The 15,751-nt window shown below is 64.2% G+C and carries 17 protein-coding genes; 10 read left to right on the plus strand and 7 right to left on the minus strand.

The window, feature by feature from the left end:
* The 3 genes from BEK68_RS19990 to BEK68_RS20000 form a co-directional block, all read right to left on the minus strand.
* The coding region (locus BEK68_RS19990; protein WP_065851864.1) for a delta(1)-pyrroline-2-carboxylate reductase family protein at positions 1–830 on the minus strand (830 nt) is incomplete at its 3' end.
* 35 nt (positions 831–865) lie between these two features.
* A complete protein-coding gene (locus tag BEK68_RS19995) occupies positions 866–1,630 on the minus strand; it encodes a lysoplasmalogenase (protein WP_004628564.1) in 765 nt (254 codons plus the stop codon).
* Between the two features lie 92 nt (positions 1,631–1,722).
* A complete protein-coding gene (locus BEK68_RS20000; RefSeq protein WP_004628561.1) occupies positions 1,723–2,199 on the minus strand; it encodes an Lrp/AsnC family transcriptional regulator in 477 nt (158 codons plus the stop codon).
* Between the two features lie 138 nt (positions 2,200–2,337).
* On the opposite strand from BEK68_RS20000, the gene phhA reads away from it, so the two are divergent.
* A complete protein-coding gene (gene phhA, locus BEK68_RS20005) occupies positions 2,338–3,282 on the plus strand; it encodes a phenylalanine 4-monooxygenase (RefSeq protein ID WP_012436746.1) in 945 nt (314 codons plus the stop codon).
* 60 nt (positions 3,283–3,342) lie between these two features.
* Positions 3,343–3,648, plus strand: a complete 306-nt coding sequence (locus tag BEK68_RS20010) for a 4a-hydroxytetrahydrobiopterin dehydratase (RefSeq protein WP_004628556.1) — start codon at positions 3,343–3,345, stop codon at positions 3,646–3,648.
* 18 nt (positions 3,649–3,666) lie between these two features.
* On the opposite strand, the gene BEK68_RS20015 is transcribed toward BEK68_RS20010, so the two are convergent.
* Complete coding sequence (locus tag BEK68_RS20015) at positions 3,667–3,894, minus strand: DUF3717 domain-containing protein (protein WP_024542450.1); 228 nt, start codon at positions 3,892–3,894, stop codon at positions 3,667–3,669.
* Between the two features lie 87 nt (positions 3,895–3,981).
* On the opposite strand from BEK68_RS20015, the gene BEK68_RS20020 reads away from it, so the two are divergent.
* Complete coding sequence (locus tag BEK68_RS20020) at positions 3,982–4,692, plus strand: response regulator transcription factor (RefSeq protein ID WP_004628552.1); 711 nt, start codon at positions 3,982–3,984, stop codon at positions 4,690–4,692.
* Between the two features lie 9 nt (positions 4,693–4,701).
* A complete protein-coding gene (locus BEK68_RS20025) occupies positions 4,702–6,375 on the plus strand; it encodes a sensor histidine kinase (protein WP_004628551.1) in 1,674 nt (557 codons plus the stop codon).
* Positions 6,376–6,391: 16 nt separating this feature from the next.
* Here BEK68_RS20025 and BEK68_RS20030 read toward each other — a convergent pair whose 3' ends face one another.
* Complete coding sequence (locus tag BEK68_RS20030; protein WP_012436747.1) at positions 6,392–6,931, minus strand: SET domain-containing protein; 540 nt, start codon at positions 6,929–6,931, stop codon at positions 6,392–6,394.
* Between the two features lie 634 nt (positions 6,932–7,565).
* Between BEK68_RS20030 and BEK68_RS20035 the strand changes: the two genes are divergently transcribed.
* The 4 genes from BEK68_RS20035 to BEK68_RS20050 all read left to right on the plus strand — a co-directional run bounded on the left by BEK68_RS20035 (position 7,566) and on the right by BEK68_RS20050 (position 10,855).
* Positions 7,566–7,844: an HU family DNA-binding protein gene (locus BEK68_RS20035; RefSeq protein ID WP_004628548.1), complete on the plus strand. Its 279-nt coding sequence runs from the start codon at positions 7,566–7,568 to the stop codon at positions 7,842–7,844.
* Between the two features lie 144 nt (positions 7,845–7,988).
* Positions 7,989–8,936, plus strand: a complete 948-nt coding sequence (locus BEK68_RS20040; protein WP_012436748.1) for a DUF2272 domain-containing protein — start codon at positions 7,989–7,991, stop codon at positions 8,934–8,936.
* A 112-nt stretch (positions 8,937–9,048) separates the two neighbouring features.
* On the plus strand, positions 9,049–9,873 hold the full coding sequence (locus BEK68_RS20045; RefSeq protein WP_012436749.1) for a class II aldolase/adducin family protein: 825 nt from the start codon (positions 9,049–9,051) through the stop codon (positions 9,871–9,873).
* A gap of 4 nt (positions 9,874–9,877) precedes the next feature.
* On the plus strand, positions 9,878–10,855 hold the full coding sequence (locus BEK68_RS20050; RefSeq protein ID WP_012436750.1) for a 2-dehydropantoate 2-reductase: 978 nt from the start codon (positions 9,878–9,880) through the stop codon (positions 10,853–10,855).
* Between the two features lie 13 nt (positions 10,856–10,868).
* On the opposite strand, the gene BEK68_RS20055 is transcribed toward BEK68_RS20050, so the two are convergent.
* Entirely contained in the window at positions 10,869–11,672 is an 804-nt protein-coding gene (locus tag BEK68_RS20055; RefSeq protein ID WP_012436751.1) for a tetratricopeptide repeat protein, read from the minus strand.
* Between the two features lie 13 nt (positions 11,673–11,685).
* A complete protein-coding gene (locus tag BEK68_RS20060; RefSeq protein WP_012436752.1) occupies positions 11,686–13,740 on the minus strand; it encodes a bifunctional 2',3'-cyclic-nucleotide 2'-phosphodiesterase/3'-nucleotidase in 2,055 nt (684 codons plus the stop codon).
* Positions 13,741–14,081: 341 nt separating this feature from the next.
* On the opposite strand from BEK68_RS20060, the gene minC reads away from it, so the two are divergent.
* Entirely contained in the window at positions 14,082–14,876 is a 795-nt protein-coding gene (minC, locus tag BEK68_RS20065; RefSeq protein ID WP_012436753.1) for a septum site-determining protein MinC, read from the plus strand.
* A gap of 44 nt (positions 14,877–14,920) precedes the next feature.
* Positions 14,921–15,742: a septum site-determining protein MinD gene (gene minD, locus BEK68_RS20070; RefSeq protein WP_012436754.1), complete on the plus strand. Its 822-nt coding sequence runs from the start codon at positions 14,921–14,923 to the stop codon at positions 15,740–15,742.
* Positions 15,743–15,751 lie beyond the last annotated feature (9 nt).

The raw sequence follows: 15,751 nt of genomic DNA on the forward strand, positions 1-15,751 counted from the left end.
TGCAGCAGGTCGCCGGCTTCGGCTTCCAGGTCGACCAGCGTATCGGCGTACAGCCGATCGACCGCAGCGGCATGCACGCACAGGCGCGGCGGCAGTTCGGCCATGTCGGGCCGAAACGCGCCAACCGCAGCGATGAAGTGATGCGCGCCCCAGGCGTACCCGGCCGGGTGGCCCGGATCGCCCAAATCAGGGAGCACCGGTTGCGATGACGGTGTTGCCGTGACGACCAGCGGCGCCTGCGGCAGCACGGCACGGGCAGCATCTGCCACGCCCGCAGCGTCGCCGCCCGCTAGCGCCGTGGCGTCCATGCCGAGCGCGCGCGCGTAGCCCGCCAACCCATCCGCGCTGTCAGCCGTGCGGGCGATGATCGTGACGCGTCGTGTGCCGAGCCCGAAGCGGAAGGCTTCCAGGTGCGCGCGCGCTTGGGCACCGGCGCCGATCAGCAGCAAATCCCCGGCCGGCTCAGGCGCCAGCAAGCGCGCCGCCAGCAACGACACGGCTGCTGTTCGGTGCGCGGTCACGGTCGGGCCATCCAGCATCAACCGGCGTTCGCCGGTGCGGGCGTTCATCACCACCACCTCGCCGTGAATGGCCGCCAAGCTCTGGGCGGGGTTGTGCGGGTGCACGGTGATCATCTTGGTGATGGCGATGTCGTCATTGGACGCCGGCATCAGCAGCAGACTGCCGGAGCCCGCCACGGGCATCACGAGCCGCGCGGGCGCCTGGGCACGGCCGGCGCGTGCATCGCGCAGCACCTGCGCGATGGCATCGGCCAACGCGGCATACGGCAAGCGGGCCGCCGTGGTGGCAGCGTCGAGGGTCTGCAACATGGGGCTCTCGCAGCGGAAGAAACGTCGGACAGACCTTATGCCGTGGCGCGGCGCGCGGGCGGCGTACGGCGCGTGAGCAATCCCGCACTGATGAGAAGCTGCGCAGCGGCGTAGCTCCACCAGATGGCCAGCTCATGGTCGGTGAACGGAAAGACGAACACGCTGATGCCGATCATCGCATCCGACGCTGCAAAGGCAAGCGCGCCCCAAGCTGTCAGCGGACCAGGCAGGCGCGCCAGCAATGCCGCGCACACCATCGCCGACAGCACGAGCATGTAGGCGATCACCGGCCCCTTCAACTCACCCAGGCCCGGCCAGTACCACAGCAGCATGCCGATGGCCACGCCGATCATCACGCCGACACCGATCATGCGGATGGCCGATGACACGCCACGCAGCCCCACCAGCACCCGCAGGTAGCACAAGTGCGCCAGCAAGAAGCAGCCCAGGCCGGCCATGAACGAAAACGACAGCCACGGCAGCGCAAGCCACAGATCTCCCATCGCAGAGAACCCCATGGCGCCGATCAGCCAGCGCCGCTCGCGCGGAATCTCGTGTAGCGAGGCGGCGCGCGCCAGCAGCAACGCCATGAGCATTTTCCACAGCGGCTGCGCGACGATGCGACCGACCAGCGGGGTGCCGGGCGGTACGTCCACGGCCACCATGGTCAGCATGCCGCCGTAGGTCACGCCTGCCACGGCAGCGGCGACCCACCACGCGCGAACCCGTGCCGGCATGCCGTAGCCGCCTGACAGATGCGCCGGCGCGTGCGCCGGATGCGTGGTGTGTCCTTCAACCATCGTGGTCTCCCGCCCAAGAGAGGCGATTCATATCAGCAAGGGATGTCGGCTTGCAGCGTGACACGCCGCGCACCCTGGCGCAAGGCGCGAATCTACCCACCAAGGTGGGATAGCGGCAACGCGCCATCCCGCTTCAAGGCCGTCAGTACGATATTGGAACGTACATTGTCCACACCCGGCACACGCATCAGCTTGCGCATGACGAATTCCGACAGCGCGGGCAGATCGGGCACCACCACGCGCAGCATGTAGTCGGCGTCGCCCGCCACCGAATAGCACTCCTGCACCGCGTCGAGCAGGCTGATCTCTTCATGAAAGCGTTCGACGATGGCGTCGCCGTGGTGCGCCAGCTTGACGCTCGCGAACACCGTCACGCCCAGCCCCAGCCCGGTCGGCGAGAGCACCACCCGGTAGCCCTCGATCACGCCTTCCGATTCAAGCCGCGCCAGGCGCCGCCCGACTTGGCTGGCCGACAGGTGGACTTGCTCCGAGAGCTGCTGATGCGTCGCACGGCCATCGCGCTGAAGGGCCGCCAGCAGAGCCAGATCGAAGGTATCAAGCGAAATCATGCACGTCTCCTGCGTTCACAAGCGGCATTCTGCATGATTTCCGCAAACTAGGCGCAATGGATCGCCGTTTTGCGGGCAACCCGCGTGGCCCCGCCCATACACTGGCCGGACTCTGATTGCACGAGATCGACATTACAAATGGCCATCGCAACCACCGCCCCCGATGCAGCGCAAAACGCCGCCCCGGCCGGCTTCAACGGCACCCTGACCGATAAGCTGCGTGAACAATTTGCCGAAGGCCTGGACGGCCAGACGCTGCGCGCTGATTTCACCATGCAGCAGCCGGTGCACCGCTACACCGCTGCCGATCACGCAACGTGGCGCACGCTGTACGACCGGCAGGAAGCGCTGTTGCCGGGCCGTGTCTGTGATGAATTCCTGCAAGGCCTGTCGACGCTGGGCATGAGCCGCGATGCCGTGCCGTCCTTCGACCAGCTCAACGAAACGCTGATGCGCGCCACCGGCTGGCAGATCGTCGCGGTGCCGGGCCTGGTGCCCGACGAAGTGTTCTTCGATCACCTCGCCAACCGCCGCTTCCCCGCAAGCTGGTGGATGCGCCGCCCCGATCAGCTCGATTACCTGCAAGAGCCGGATTGCTTCCACGACATCTTCGGCCACGTGCCGCTGCTGATTAACCCGATCTTTGCCGACTACATGGAAGCCTACGGCAAGGGTGGCCTGAAGGCCGCGCGCCTGGGCCAGCTCGACATGCTGGCGCGCCTGTACTGGTACACAGTGGAATTCGGCCTGATCCGCACGCCGGCCGGCCTGCGCATCTACGGCGCGGGCATCGTGTCGAGCAAGAGTGAATCGGTGTACGCGCTGGATTCGGCGAGCCCGAACCGCATCGGTTTCGACGTGCGCCGCATCATGCGCACGCGCTACCGGATCGACACGTTCCAGAAGACCTACTTCACGATCGACAGCTTCGAGCAACTGTTCGATGCCACACGCCCGGACTTCACGCCGCTCTATCAAGAACTCGCCGCGCTGCCGACCATCGGTGCGGGTGATGTGATGGAAGGCGATGTGGTGCTGAACGTCGGAAACCGCGAAGGTTGGGCAAACACGGCGGACATCTGAGCGCAGATCGTTGCGCGCTGACTATACTGCGCGCATTCAAGACAGAACTTCGCACCCATCATGATGCCGACCCTGAACGAAGACCAACGCAAGGCCCTTTTTGCCGAAGTGCCCGGCTGGACGCTGCAGAGCGAGCGCGATGCCATCCAGAAGACCTTCACCTTTGCCGACTTCAACGCCGCGTTCGGTTTCATGACGCGCGTGGCGATCAAAGCCGAGCAGATGAATCACCACCCGGAGTGGTTCAACGTCTGGAATCGCGTGGACATCACCTTGTCCACACACGATGCGAACGGGCTCACGCACCGTGACGCCGATCTCGCACGCTTTATCGAGCAGGCCGCAAAAGGCACAGGCGCGAAGTAATCACCGCAATGCTGGCGCTCAGCCCTGTGTGGCTGCGCGCCACGCCTCATACGCCGCCCGCGCCTTGTCGCCCAATTGCTCAGGGGCGATGCGGGTGGCGCCTTGTACAATCATCAGCGCATACGGCTTGGCCAGCGCCGACGCCTCGGCACACAGCCGCAGTTCCTCGCCTTCGGCGGGCGAACGGGCACGCCAGAAATTGATGGCGGCCTCCAGATCGGTGATGTTGAGCAGGGCATCGGTCATCCGCGCATTGTAGCGCTGCCAAATGATGCCGATCGCCACGATTTCGCCCTTGTTGTCCTTTTCCGCCCCGCACTCCGGATCGAGTCAATGCGCATCCTGCTGATTGAAGACGACCGCGCCATCGCCAGCGGCATCCATGCCGGACTCACGCAAGCCGGGCATCGTGTGCAGGTCGTGCACGACGGTGTCTTCGCCACTGAACAACTTGCCAGGCAGACACACGACCTGGTGATCCTCGATCTTGGGCTGCCCGGTATCGACGGCATGACGCTGCTGTCGCAGTTTCGTGCGCGCGATCGCGTGACGCCCGTGCTGATCCTGACCGCCCGCGACGGCCTGCTCGACAAGGTGAACGGCCTGAACGCGGGCGCGGATGATTACCTGCTCAAGCCGTTCGAGATGCTCGAACTCGTGGCTCGCGTGGGCGCGTTGCTCCGCCGTCGCGGTGATCCGACCGAACCCGCCGCGCGCCCTGACATCCTGGTCGGACGGCTGCGCATGAGCGGAGTGGAGCGGCGCATCTTTGTCGACGCCGCCCCGCTGGAACTGTCGCCGCGCGAATTTGCCGTGCTGGAGTTGCTGATGCTGCGCCAGGGCCGCGTGGTCAGCAAGGTGCAGTTGCAGGATCACCTTGCGAGCTTTGGCCACGCCATAGGCGAAGCCAGCCACGACGTGGTGGGTGACACGGCCATCGAAGTCTATGTGCACCGCGTGCGCCGCAAGATCGAACATTCAGAGGCGGAGATCGTCACGGTGCGCGGCTTCGGCTATTTGCTGCAGGCACGCGCGGCGGCGTAGTTCTCGTCCATGTTCAAGCGCCACCGTCCCGCCTCGTCGTCGGCTTCAGCACCTCCGGCCAAGGGTGGCAACGGTGCCGTCAGCCTGCGCCTGCATCTGTTGCGTGCGCTGGCGACACCGCTGTTTGGCCTGATTGTGGGAACCGGCGCGCTATCGTACTGGCTGGCGGCGCACTACACCGCGCAGGTGTTCGATCGCGCTTTGGTGGGTGTGGCCAACACGCTGGCCGAGCAATTGCGCATCGCTGGTCCGCATGTGCCGGCGGCCAAGCTCTACGACATCGCACTGACCGCCCAAACACTCGTCCAGAACAGCGGCGAAGACCGCATCTACTGGCGCATTTCCGGCCCCGCAGGCACACTGGTCGGGCGCGACACGCCGCTCGGCTACGGCTCAGGCCAGGTTCGCATTGGCGAGGCGCGCGTGTTCTACAGCTGGATCGACGGCAAGCAGGTACGCGCCGTCCATCTGCTCGTTCCGGGTGTGAGCGCGGAGGTGCCCAAGCCGCGCTCGCCGCGCCAGCCTGCGCCGCCCGACCCCGAAGACGACGTTACGCGCCCCGCGCTCGCGCCCACGCAGGCGCAGACGGCACCGGCGTTCAATCCGTCCAACCCGCCCGATGCCATGCAGGCCGAAGGCGGCATCGTCGTGGAAGTGGCGGAGCTGCTGGACCATCGCGATACGGCCGCCAAGGAAGTGCTGCTGTCGGTGTCGATTCCATTGATCGTGCTGCTGGCGATTGGCGGGCTGATTCTTTCACTCGTGCTCAAGGAAGAGCTGCAGCCGTTGCAGACGCTGGCCGACACACTCAACAAGCAGAGCGCTCGATCAGTGACGCCGCTGCCGCCGGAATTAGCAGAACACGTGCCAGCCGAACTGCAACCGCTCATCAATGCGATGAACGCGCTACTCGCCCGGCTGCGCGACGCACTCGAAGCGCAGCGCACGTTCATCGCAGACGCGGCACATCAACTCCGCACGCCGCTGACCGCGTTGAAGCTGCACGCCGATCGCGCTGTCGACGCCAAGACATTGGACGACGCCCGCCCCGCGCTGCTCGAGCTGCAATCGGGTGCCAACCGCGCGGTACGTCTATCGAACCAGTTGCTCACGCTGGCGCGTGCCGAGCCAGGTATGACGCTGGACCAACTGGGCACGCCCATGCGCGTCGATCTCGTCTCGCTGGCGTTCGATACCGGCGCCGAATGGGTGCCGCGCGCGCTTGCACGCGGGCTGGACCTGGGCTTCGAGGCCTGGCCGCAGGAAGCCACGTCGCCGGGTTCGTTGCAGGCCCCGGTGCTGGCCAACGTGCTGCTCCTGCGCGAAGCCATCAACAACCTGCTCGACAACGCCATCAAATACGTGCCGGCCGGCGGACGCGTGACCTTGCGCGCCGGCATGGAGGCCGACGCGACGTCCCAGTGGTGGGGGGTCGTCAGTGTGGAAGACAATGGCCCGGGCATTCCACCCGAGCGGCGCGGTGAAGTATTCCAGCGTTTCTTCCGAGGGGATGCGGATCACCGCCCGGGACAGCCGCAAGGCAGCGGTCTGGGCCTGGCCATCGTGCACGACATCGTCCGTCTGCACGGCGGCACCGTCGCCATCGATGATGCGATTGCGCGCGACGGCACCCGCGTGATGCGCTTCGTGTTGCGCCTGCCGCTGGCAAGCGAATCCGTCTGAACGGCGGACCTTCGGCTTACTTCTTCTTGGTCTTCGCGGGCGGCGCCAGCATCGTGCCGCGGCACCTCTTCGCGCCGCAGCGGCAAGCAAACTGTTCCTTCAGTGCCTTGGTCTGCCGACCTTCGATGACGAGGCCGTAGTCGTAGAACAGCTCTTCGCCAGGTTCGATATCGCGCAGCGCATGAATGAACACGCGACCATCCTCTTCCCGCGCTTCGCAGTTCGGCTTGCAGGCGTGGTTGATCCAGCGCGCGCGGTTGCCGCCGAACTTGGCGTCGATCACGCTGCCGTCTTCCAGGCTGAAGTAGAACGTGTGATTCGGATCGGACGGGTCATGCGGATGGCGGCGCAGTGCCTCCTTCCACGTGATGTGCTCGCCCTTGTATTCGATGATCTTCTTGCCGCGTGCGATCGCGACCACAGCATAGACACCACGTCCGTGCACACCAGATTCACGCACCTCAATGCGATCGCGGCGGCGCAGTTTGGCCGGCGCTTCCGGCGTGGGCGAGGACTCAGCCAGAGCCGGTGCGGCATCAGGGGACGTGCGTGTCATGAGGAAATGGCGCGGTAAAGCGAAACAAGAACGTCGATCAACGAAGCCGTGAGCCTACACCAAAAGCATGGCTTCTCGACATGTGCCGCAACCCCATGTCGTCCCACCAATGTGGATAACCCGGCCTGCAGCTGTGGATAACTACCGGCAAAGGCTGTTGGCTGTCTGTGGCTGCCCTGTCGACGGTGTGGGCACAAGTGACGGGGTTGCCAGTCGGGCGGTCGGAAAAATCAGCAAGCTATCCACCTGAGGACACACGCGGTACCCTCGGTTTTGCGTGCAACAAGTGCTTGAACATAAAGCGCTTTTTCCACTTATCCACAGAAACTATCCACCGTTATCTACTACTACTATCTGTATACATAAGAAAAAAGGTAAACCAACCGATCGACTTGCGTCGAACCTATCTACGAGCAGACAAGCCAACGGCAAACCAGGACATCAATCGTCAACATTGATGTGATGGGATCGCCTCGCAACGTAGGCCCCATGCGGGTTTGCGGAACCCGGATGCCAGGCGCGGTTACAAAGCTCACGTGCCGGCGCTGTTCGCATGCCGGTATCATGTCGCCCTTGGAGCCATCCCCCGGACGCTCTGTTGTGTGTTTTATCTACTCTTGAAGGGAGTCAAGCAATGACGAAAACCGAACTGATCGACGCCATCGCCAGCGGCGTAGACGGTCTGACCAAGGCCAAGGCAGAGCAGGCACTGAACGTGACGCTGCAAGCCATCATGGAATCCGTTGGCAAGGGCGATGCGGTCAGCCTCATCGGCTTTGGTACCTTCAGCCAAGGTGAGCGTGCCGAGCGTATGGCCCGCAACCCGCGCACCGGCGAAGAAATCAAGGTCGAAGCGGCCAAGACGGTCAAGTTCAAGGCCGGCCAGAAGTTCAAGGACGCTGTCAACGCCTAAGGCAATGACGACCCTGGCGTGACCAGCCGGGCTGGTTAGCGCCAACGACGTGGCATGCGATTGCATGCGTGAATCGACCGCAGCATTGGCATACCACGTCGGAAGGCCTGTCTCCCCGTCAGGCCATCCCTTCTCCCCTCTTTCATGTCCCGCCCTTTCCTGCGCAATTCGCTCGCTCTGCGCATTGCCCTGCCGCTTGTCTTGATCGCACCGGTCTTCTGGTTTGCCGGTTGTGCGACGCCGCCTGCGCGCCCGCAAGCCGAACCGCTGCCCGACAACGAAGTCGTGCAGACGCGCCCAGGTGCCACGCCGCGCGAAAAGATGATCGAGATTGCCCTGACCGAATGGGATCGGTGGGGGCGCCAGGTGGTGCGCGTGGGGCGCGACGATACGTATTGCGTGGCAGGTGGCGGTTTTCCTGACCAGCCGCAAGGCCGTTGGCTGACACCCGACGACCCCACGCCCGCCCCGTCCGATGAAGAAAGCGGTACCGACATGCCGCTGCCCAAGGCGGTTGCCGCGCCTGCTGCACCAGCCCAGGCACCCTGTCTGCGTTATCCGGACGGCACGGGCGGCGAAGCCACCGCGCGCGGCTGCATGCTGGCCAAGCGCTACTGGGGCATCGTCGGCAAGACACCGACCTGCCAGCAGTTGACCACCGGCGGCTGGGCGTGGTCTGCGGTGTTCATCTCGTGGATCATGCGCAAGGCCGGCTTGCAGAACGATCAATTCCTGACGGGCGCCACGCACGCGGAATACGTGACCGATGCGCGCGACCATCTGCTCAAGCATCCCGCCTTCGTGCTCGAACGCACGCCGGCCGTGCCACGCCCGGGCGACCTCATCTGCACCGCACGCGGGGCCGACCGCTTCATGACGGATCCGGCCGAGATCCAGGCCGGCAGAACGCCCATGCACTGCGATCTCGTTGTCGAGGTGGACCCGGTGCGCCATGAAGTGAAATCGATTGGCGGCAACGTGCAGCAATCGGCTTCGATGAGCATCACCGAGTTGAACGAAGCCAACCAACTTGATCCGTACACGAATTCGGTCATGCAGTGGTTGGTGATCCTGCGTAACCAGCTGCCCTAGCAGACAGCGGATGTAACGTGGTTTGACGTCCGACGCAAATTCATTAACATGTGAATTACTAAAGCGCCGGCAGCCCGACCGGCGCATGGCCCCTGCGATCAGGAGACAGGTCATGACGGTGTTTTCGCTTTCGCCCGATTCCGGTTCGGACATCCAAGCCCATCGCCCGACCTGGTGCGGCCCAAGAGAATGGGGGGCGCGCGTGAAGCTGGCGGCGTGCTATCGCATCTTTGCGCAGCTGGGCTGGACCGAACTCATCTACAACCACATCACGCTGCGCCTGCCACCCGAAGATGGCAGCGCCGACGATGGCGGCCCGCATTTCCTCATCAACCCGTTCGGCCTGACCTATGCAGAGGTTTGCGCGTCGAACCTCGTGAAGATCGACCTGCAGGGCAATGCGCAGCGCGCGCCGGGTCAGCCGGACTGGCCCGTCAACCCGGCCGGCTTTACCGTGCATGCCGCCATTCATGCGGGTATTCCGGGTGCGCATTGCGTGATGCACACCCACACGACCGCCGGCATGGCCGTCGCCTGCGCGCGCGATGGTCTGTCGATCAGCAATTTCTATGCGGCGCAGTTGCACGGCAAGGTCGCGTATCACGACTTCGAGGGCATCACCGTGCATGCCGATGAAGGGCCGCGCCTGGTCAGGAACATCGGTGACAAGCCCGCGGTCATCTTGCGCAACCACGGGCTGCTGGCTTGGGGCGATTCGATTGCGCGGGCGTTTGCGGTGCTGTGGCTGCTCAACCGCGCATGCGACATCCAGCTCGCTTCCACATCGATGGGCCCGGTGTTGGAGATTCCCGAAGCGATTGCGCGCAACTGCACGCGCGATTCGCTGCAGTTCAACCCAAACTTTGGCGCAGGCGAAGATGTGTTCGCAGCACTGATGCGCACCATCGACCGCATCGATCCTTCTTTCCGAACCTGATCACATGACACGCATTTGCATCGTGGGCGCCGGCGCTGTCGGCGGCTATCTTGGCGCGAAGCTCGCGCTGGCAGATCAACCGGTCAACGTGCTGGCGCGCGGTGCGACGCTTCAGGCATTGCGAGCCGAAGGACTGCGCCTGACCGAAGAAGGCAATACACGGTCTGTGCCGGTGCACGCGAGTGACGACGCGCGCGCGTTCGGTGTGCAGGACGTCGTGATCGTTGCTGTAAAAGCTCCCGCCATGGAAAGCGTGGCGCAAGGCATTGCTCCGCTCATCGGCCCCGAGACCTGTGTGGTGGTGGCGATGAACGGCGTCCCATGGTGGTTCTTTGATCGGCACGGGCCGCTGGAAGGCCTGCGCCTGCAATCGGTGGATCCACACGGACGCATTGCGCAGGCCATTCCAACGAAGAACGTACTGGGTTGCGTGGTGCATCTGACGTGTTCAACGGCGGCACCAGGACACGTACGTCATGGGTTCGGTAAGCGATTGATTCTTGGCGAACCCGCAGGCGGCACCTCATCACGCCTGGATGCACTCGGTGCGCTCTTTGAACGCGCTGGTTTGCAGATCGAACGCAGCGAAGCCATTCAACGCGATATCTGGTTCAAGCTGTGGGGCAACATGACGATGAACCCGGTGTCGGTGCTCACGGGCGCGACGTGCGATCGCATTCTCGATGATCCACTGGTCAGCGCGTTTTGCCTCGGCGTCATGGAAGAGGCCAAAGCAATTGGTGCACGCATCGGCTGCCCGATCGAGCAGAGCGGCGAAGAACGCAGCGCGGTGACGCGTCAACTCGGCGCGTTCAAGACGTCGATGCTGCAGGATGCAGAGGCCGGACGCGGCCCGCTGGAGGTCGATGCGCTGGTGGCGTCGGTGCGGGAGATCGGCCAGCATGTGGGCGTGCCGACGCCGCAGATTGATGCCCTGCTGGGTCTGGTGCGCCTGCACGCCCAGACCCGCGGGCTTTACTGAAGAGAACGCCGCATCACGGCGCGAGCGCAGGATGCTTCAGCGCATGTGCCGTTTCAATCCACTGCTGGTGATACGCGGCATCGTCGCGCTTGAGACCCAGTTCGCCGTTCTGATACGCCATCGCCAGAGCTTGCACGGCCTCCGGCAATTCGTGCTCGGCGGCGTCCTGGTACAACGCCAGCGCGCGGGCTTCATCGCGTGGCACACCATCACCGTCGCGGTAGGCATTCGCCAGCATGAACATCGCTGCCGGAATCTCGTGGCGGGCAGCACGATCAAACCAGTGTGCAGCCTGTGTTGTGTCGACAGCCGTGCCGTAGCCGCTGCGATACATCACGCCCAGGTAGTACGCCGCGGCCGCGTCGCCCTTGTCAGCGGATTGACGCAGCAGGCGCAGCGCGCGCGGGTAGTCGCGTTCCACACCGCCGGTACCGAGCAGCAGCGCCTTGCCCAGCGATAACTGCGCACGTGGGTCGCTCGATGCAGCGGTTTCAAGCCAGCGCATCCCTTCGTTCCGCAAGGCGCCGTCGTGCGCGCTGAGCAAGGCTTCGCCCAACGCTGACTGCGCCGGCACGGAGCCGCTGCGTGCGCGCTGACGCAATTGCTGCAGCGCCTCGGGCTCCATCGCTTGCACGACCATTGCGCGCCACGATTCCAGCTGCGTGGCATCGACGGCGGGTGCCTGGCGCGCATGCGACAGCCAACCGCCTGCCGCCACGATGATCGCCAGCGCGGCGGCCACGGTGAGCATCGGCACCGATTGTCGCGGAGATTCCATGGCCGGTGCACCCGCCCATGCGGAACGAAGAGATGGCATCGTCGGCTCCTGCTTACTGCGTCAGGTCGATCTGGTACACCGCCAAGCCCTTGCCCGAACCGTCATCCGCAGCCACCTGTGTGACGTTGGTGATGCCGGCGGCCGTGGCGTTGGCCAGCTTGTTGGGCGCAGAGGTGAACTGCACCTGCGCCACCGAGCTCGCCAGCTTCGTGAAGCGCCAACTGCGCTGCGAGCCGTTCGTCGCCCGCTTCACGCTGCCGATCTTCTTGATGTAGCTGATCAGCACGTCGCGGTTGGCATCGGGCGACGCGTAGATCGTCTTGCTGCCATCCAGGCCCGGGAAGTTGCCGCCGCCGCTTGCGCGGTAGTTGTTGGTCGCCACGATGAACTGCGCTGCCGGGTCGAGCGCCACGCCCTTGTACATCAGGTTCTTGATGCGGCTGCCGACCGGCTGCGTGACGTCAATCTCATACGTCAGGTCCGGCGTGGTGAACATGTCGAAGTTGTAGCCTGGGAACGTGCTCACCAGCTTCTGCACCGTCGCCTGCGTCGGGTCGATGGTGTTGAAGCGCTTGGCTGCCGTTTCCAGCCAGTTCTTGATGTCGGAGCCCGCCACCTTCACGGCGTAGACCGTGTTCGGATACAGATACAGGTCGGCTGCGTTGTTGATCGCCAGCGGGCCGGCTGCAACATCGGTGAAATCCGTACCGCCGCCAAAGCCGCTCTTGAACGGCGCGCTCACCGACAGCACCGGCAGCGACGCGTACTGCGGCAGGTTCGCCTGGATGTACGCCGACACGTAATCGGCCTGCGCCTGGTTCACGATCTCGATTGCGCCCGGGTCGCCCACGTCGGCAAAGTACGTGCTCATGTTGAAGTCGGTGCTGCCCACCGGCGTCTTCACGTAGTTGATCGTCGCCTGGTGTTCGGTGGCGATGGCGGCCGAGACCGTCGGGTCGGCCGCTACGTACGTCTTGTCGGCGTTCTGAATCGAGCGCGCTTCCACCGTGGTCTGCGTCTTGTCCACGGCCCAGTTCGTGCCGTTGAACGTCAGGCCCAGCTTGATCACGCCGAGGTGCTTGCCCCAGTAGTTGGCCATCACAGTCGGCACGCCGTTCACGGTGCCGGCCACCTTGTCCACACCCGGCAGGTTGAACTGGCTGACCGTGCTCTTTGCATCCGGGAAGAGCTGGTGCGAGTGGCCGATCAACATGGCGTCGATGCCCGGCACGGTGGACAGCCACCAGCTGCCGTTTTCCATCGTCGGCGAATACGTCGAGTTATCCAGCCCACCGTGCGAAATCGCGACCACCAGGTCGGCGCCCTTTGCGCGCATCTCGGGGATGTACTTGGCCGCCGTTTCCTTGATGCCGACGGTGTAGACCTTGCCGTCGAGCCAGCGCTTGTCCCAGCTCGTGATGGTGGGCGGCGTAAAGCTGATGATGCCGACCTTGACCGGCGCGCTGATCGTGCTGCCATCCGGCGCCGTGGCCGTTACCGTCTTGGTGATGATCGTGTACGGCTGGAAGAGCGGCGCGTTGGTCTTCGCGCTCACCACGTTGGCCAGCACCTGCGGGAAGGCCGGGCCTGCGCATTTCTGCTGCGTGGCCGGATCGGGCAGGCCATCGACGTTGAACGTATTGCCCGTGACCTGCGACAGATACGGCAGGCCATAGTTGAACTCGTGGTTCCCGATACCGCCGCCGTCGTACTTGGCGGCGTTCATTACCTTGTAGATCGCCAGCGTCTGGTCGCAGGTGATGGGGCTCACCATGGCCTGGTAATCCGACAGCGCGGTGCCCTGGATGGTGTCGCCGTTGTCCAGCAGCAGCGTATTCGGGAATTGCGTGCGCGCCTGATTGATGAGCGTCGCCACGCGCTCGAAGCCGAGCGAATTGTCGGCAGCAAGCTTGAAGTAGTCGTACGACAGCACGTTGGTGTGCAGGTCGGTCGTTTCCAGCACGGCCAGCGTGGCCTTGGTGCCCGCGGGGGCAGCGCTGGCGGCAGGCGTGGTCGGAGTATCGTCGCTGCCACCACAGGCAGCCAGCGACATCGACAAGAAAACAGCAAGCGGCAACGCCGCCGAACACAATGGTCGGACTCGCATGAACTTCTCCCTGAAGTCTATTTTTGGTATGCGAACTACGGACTGCGGAATGCGATTGCTGCTGAAGCGAATGACAAGCAGACGCGCACGCAAAACCGGGGGAACCGTTTGCGCAACGCGAGAGGACAACAGACTGGACCGGGGGGCTCAGAAGCGAAGAAGTATCGAAAGCGCGCATGACGATGCCGTGACCGTCGGATGACATTTGCGCGTGGCGCCCGCCATGCGGAGATCGGCGCCGGCTGTGCGTCTCAGCCGGGTGGCCGATCGGCGGCTTCAAAAAATTCAAGGCGCTTCGTCAACAACGTTAGAATGAGCCCATTTTTCCGCGTAGCCGTTCTATGTCCCAGAAGAAAGCGCCGCTGTTCGAGATCCGCAGCGGCACCGTCGATGCCCTGCTGCTGTCGCCGCGCACCGCCGACATGGACGCCCTGGCCGCCGAACTCACGCGACGCTTTGCCGACACGCCGGAGTTTTTCTCCAACGACGTTATCGCCATCGATGTGCGCCGCCTGGCGGAAGACGAGCGCCTGCCCATCGACCGTTTGGTGGAGACCTTGACCGCGCTGCGTGCCCGTGCGATCGGCGTGGTTGCCAGCCCTGAACAGGCCGGGTGGGCCCAAGCCTTTGGCCTTCCGCTGCTCGATAGCCACGGCCGCCGCCCGCGTGGCGGAAATGACGCCAAAGATGCCGACCGCAATGACGCGCAGGACGCACAGGGTGCGCCCGAGCACGCCCAGGCCGCTGAAGCCCCCGCCTCCACTTCCGCTATTCCTCCCGCCGATGCCGCGGCTATGCAGCCCGGCACAATGATCGTCGATCGCCCGCTGCGTTCGGGCCAGCGCATCTATGCGCGCGGCGACCTCGTCGTGCTCGATCTGGTGAGCGACGGCGCCGAGGTGATCGCCGAGGGCAACATCTACGTGTATGCCTCGCTGCGCGGCCGTGCGCTGGCAGGTGTGAAGGGCAACCTGGACGCGCGCATCTTCTGCACGTGCCTGGAGCCCCAACTGATTTCCATCGCCGGCATCTACCGCACCGGCGAAACCCCGTGGCCCGACGCCTACGCCAGCAAGCCTGCGCAGGTCCGGCTCGCGGACAACACGCTGGTTTTCGAACCGTTGCGGATGAAGTGACGCACCCCGTGCGCCGAGCGATTTAACTTACAGAGTTACGAGCCATGACCAAGATCATCGTAGTCACCTCCGGCAAGGGCGGCGTCGGCAAGACGACCACCAGTGCGGCGTTTTCCGCCGGCCTTGCGCTGCGCGGCCACAAGACCGCCGTCATCGACTTCGACGTCGGCCTGCGCAACCTCGACCTCATCATGGGCTGCGAGCGCCGGGTCGTGTATGACCTGATCAACGTGATCCACGGCGAGGCCAACCTGAACCAGGCCCTCATCAAGGACAAGAAGTGCGAAAACCTCTTCATCCTCCCCGCCTCGCAGACGCGCGACAAAGACGCGCTCACGCGTGAAGGCGTCGAGAAGGTGATCGAAGGCCTGAAGGAAATGGGCTTCGAATATATCGTCTGCGATTCGCCGGCCGGTATCGAGTCGGGTGCGCTGATGGCGATGTACTTTGCCGATGAGGCCATCGTGGTGACGAACCCGGAAGTCTCTTCCGTGCGCGACTCCGATCGCATCCTGGGCATCCTGTCGTCCAAGTCGCGCCGCGCGGTGGAAGGCAAGGAGCCGATCAAGGAGCACCTGCTGCTCACGCGCTACAACCCGAAGCGCGTGTCCGAAGGCGAGATGCTGTCGCTGACCGACATCCAGGAAATCCTGCGCATCAAGCTGATCGGCGTGATTCCGGAATCGGAAGCTGTGCTACAGGCGTCCAACCAGGGCACGCCCGCCATCCACATCGAAGGCTCCGACGTGGCGAATGCCTACCACGACGTGATCGATCGCTTCCTGGGCAAGGAGAAGGAACTGCGCTACGTCGAATACAACAAGCCGGGCTTCCTGCAGCGCCTGTTTGGCGGCAGCGGTAAATAAGGAGACGCA

It is taken from the genome of Ralstonia pickettii, assembly GCF_001699815.1.
Taxonomy (GTDB): domain Bacteria; phylum Pseudomonadota; class Gammaproteobacteria; order Burkholderiales; family Burkholderiaceae; genus Ralstonia; species Ralstonia thomasii.

What these genes read in the sequence shown, in the direction of transcription:
- BEK68_RS19995 (WP_004628564.1), bottom strand. Translation starts at nt 1,630, where the DNA reads ATGGTTGAAGGACACACCACGCATCCGGCGCACGCGCCGGCGCATCTG.
- BEK68_RS20000 (WP_004628561.1), bottom strand. Translation starts at nt 2,199, where the DNA reads ATGATTTCGCTTGATACCTTCGATCTGGCTCTGCTGGCGGCCCTTCAG.
- phhA (WP_012436746.1), top strand. Translation starts at nt 2,338, where the DNA reads ATGGCCATCGCAACCACCGCCCCCGATGCAGCGCAAAACGCCGCCCCG.
- BEK68_RS20010 (WP_004628556.1), top strand. Translation starts at nt 3,343, where the DNA reads ATGATGCCGACCCTGAACGAAGACCAACGCAAGGCCCTTTTTGCCGAA.
- BEK68_RS20015 (WP_024542450.1), bottom strand. Translation starts at nt 3,894, where the DNA reads ATGACCGATGCCCTGCTCAACATCACCGATCTGGAGGCCGCCATCAAT.
- BEK68_RS20020 (WP_004628552.1), top strand. Translation starts at nt 3,982, where the DNA reads ATGCGCATCCTGCTGATTGAAGACGACCGCGCCATCGCCAGCGGCATC.
- BEK68_RS20025 (WP_004628551.1), top strand. Translation starts at nt 4,702, where the DNA reads ATGTTCAAGCGCCACCGTCCCGCCTCGTCGTCGGCTTCAGCACCTCCG.
- BEK68_RS20030 (WP_012436747.1), bottom strand. Translation starts at nt 6,931, where the DNA reads ATGACACGCACGTCCCCTGATGCCGCACCGGCTCTGGCTGAGTCCTCG.
- BEK68_RS20035 (WP_004628548.1), top strand. Translation starts at nt 7,566, where the DNA reads ATGACGAAAACCGAACTGATCGACGCCATCGCCAGCGGCGTAGACGGT.
- BEK68_RS20040 (WP_012436748.1), top strand. Translation starts at nt 7,989, where the DNA reads ATGTCCCGCCCTTTCCTGCGCAATTCGCTCGCTCTGCGCATTGCCCTG.
- BEK68_RS20045 (WP_012436749.1), top strand. Translation starts at nt 9,049, where the DNA reads ATGACGGTGTTTTCGCTTTCGCCCGATTCCGGTTCGGACATCCAAGCC.
- BEK68_RS20050 (WP_012436750.1), top strand. Translation starts at nt 9,878, where the DNA reads ATGACACGCATTTGCATCGTGGGCGCCGGCGCTGTCGGCGGCTATCTT.
- BEK68_RS20055 (WP_012436751.1), bottom strand. Translation starts at nt 11,672, where the DNA reads ATGCCATCTCTTCGTTCCGCATGGGCGGGTGCACCGGCCATGGAATCT.
- BEK68_RS20060 (WP_012436752.1), bottom strand. Translation starts at nt 13,740, where the DNA reads ATGCGAGTCCGACCATTGTGTTCGGCGGCGTTGCCGCTTGCTGTTTTC.
- minC (WP_012436753.1), top strand. Translation starts at nt 14,082, where the DNA reads ATGTCCCAGAAGAAAGCGCCGCTGTTCGAGATCCGCAGCGGCACCGTC.
- minD (WP_012436754.1), top strand. Translation starts at nt 14,921, where the DNA reads ATGACCAAGATCATCGTAGTCACCTCCGGCAAGGGCGGCGTCGGCAAG.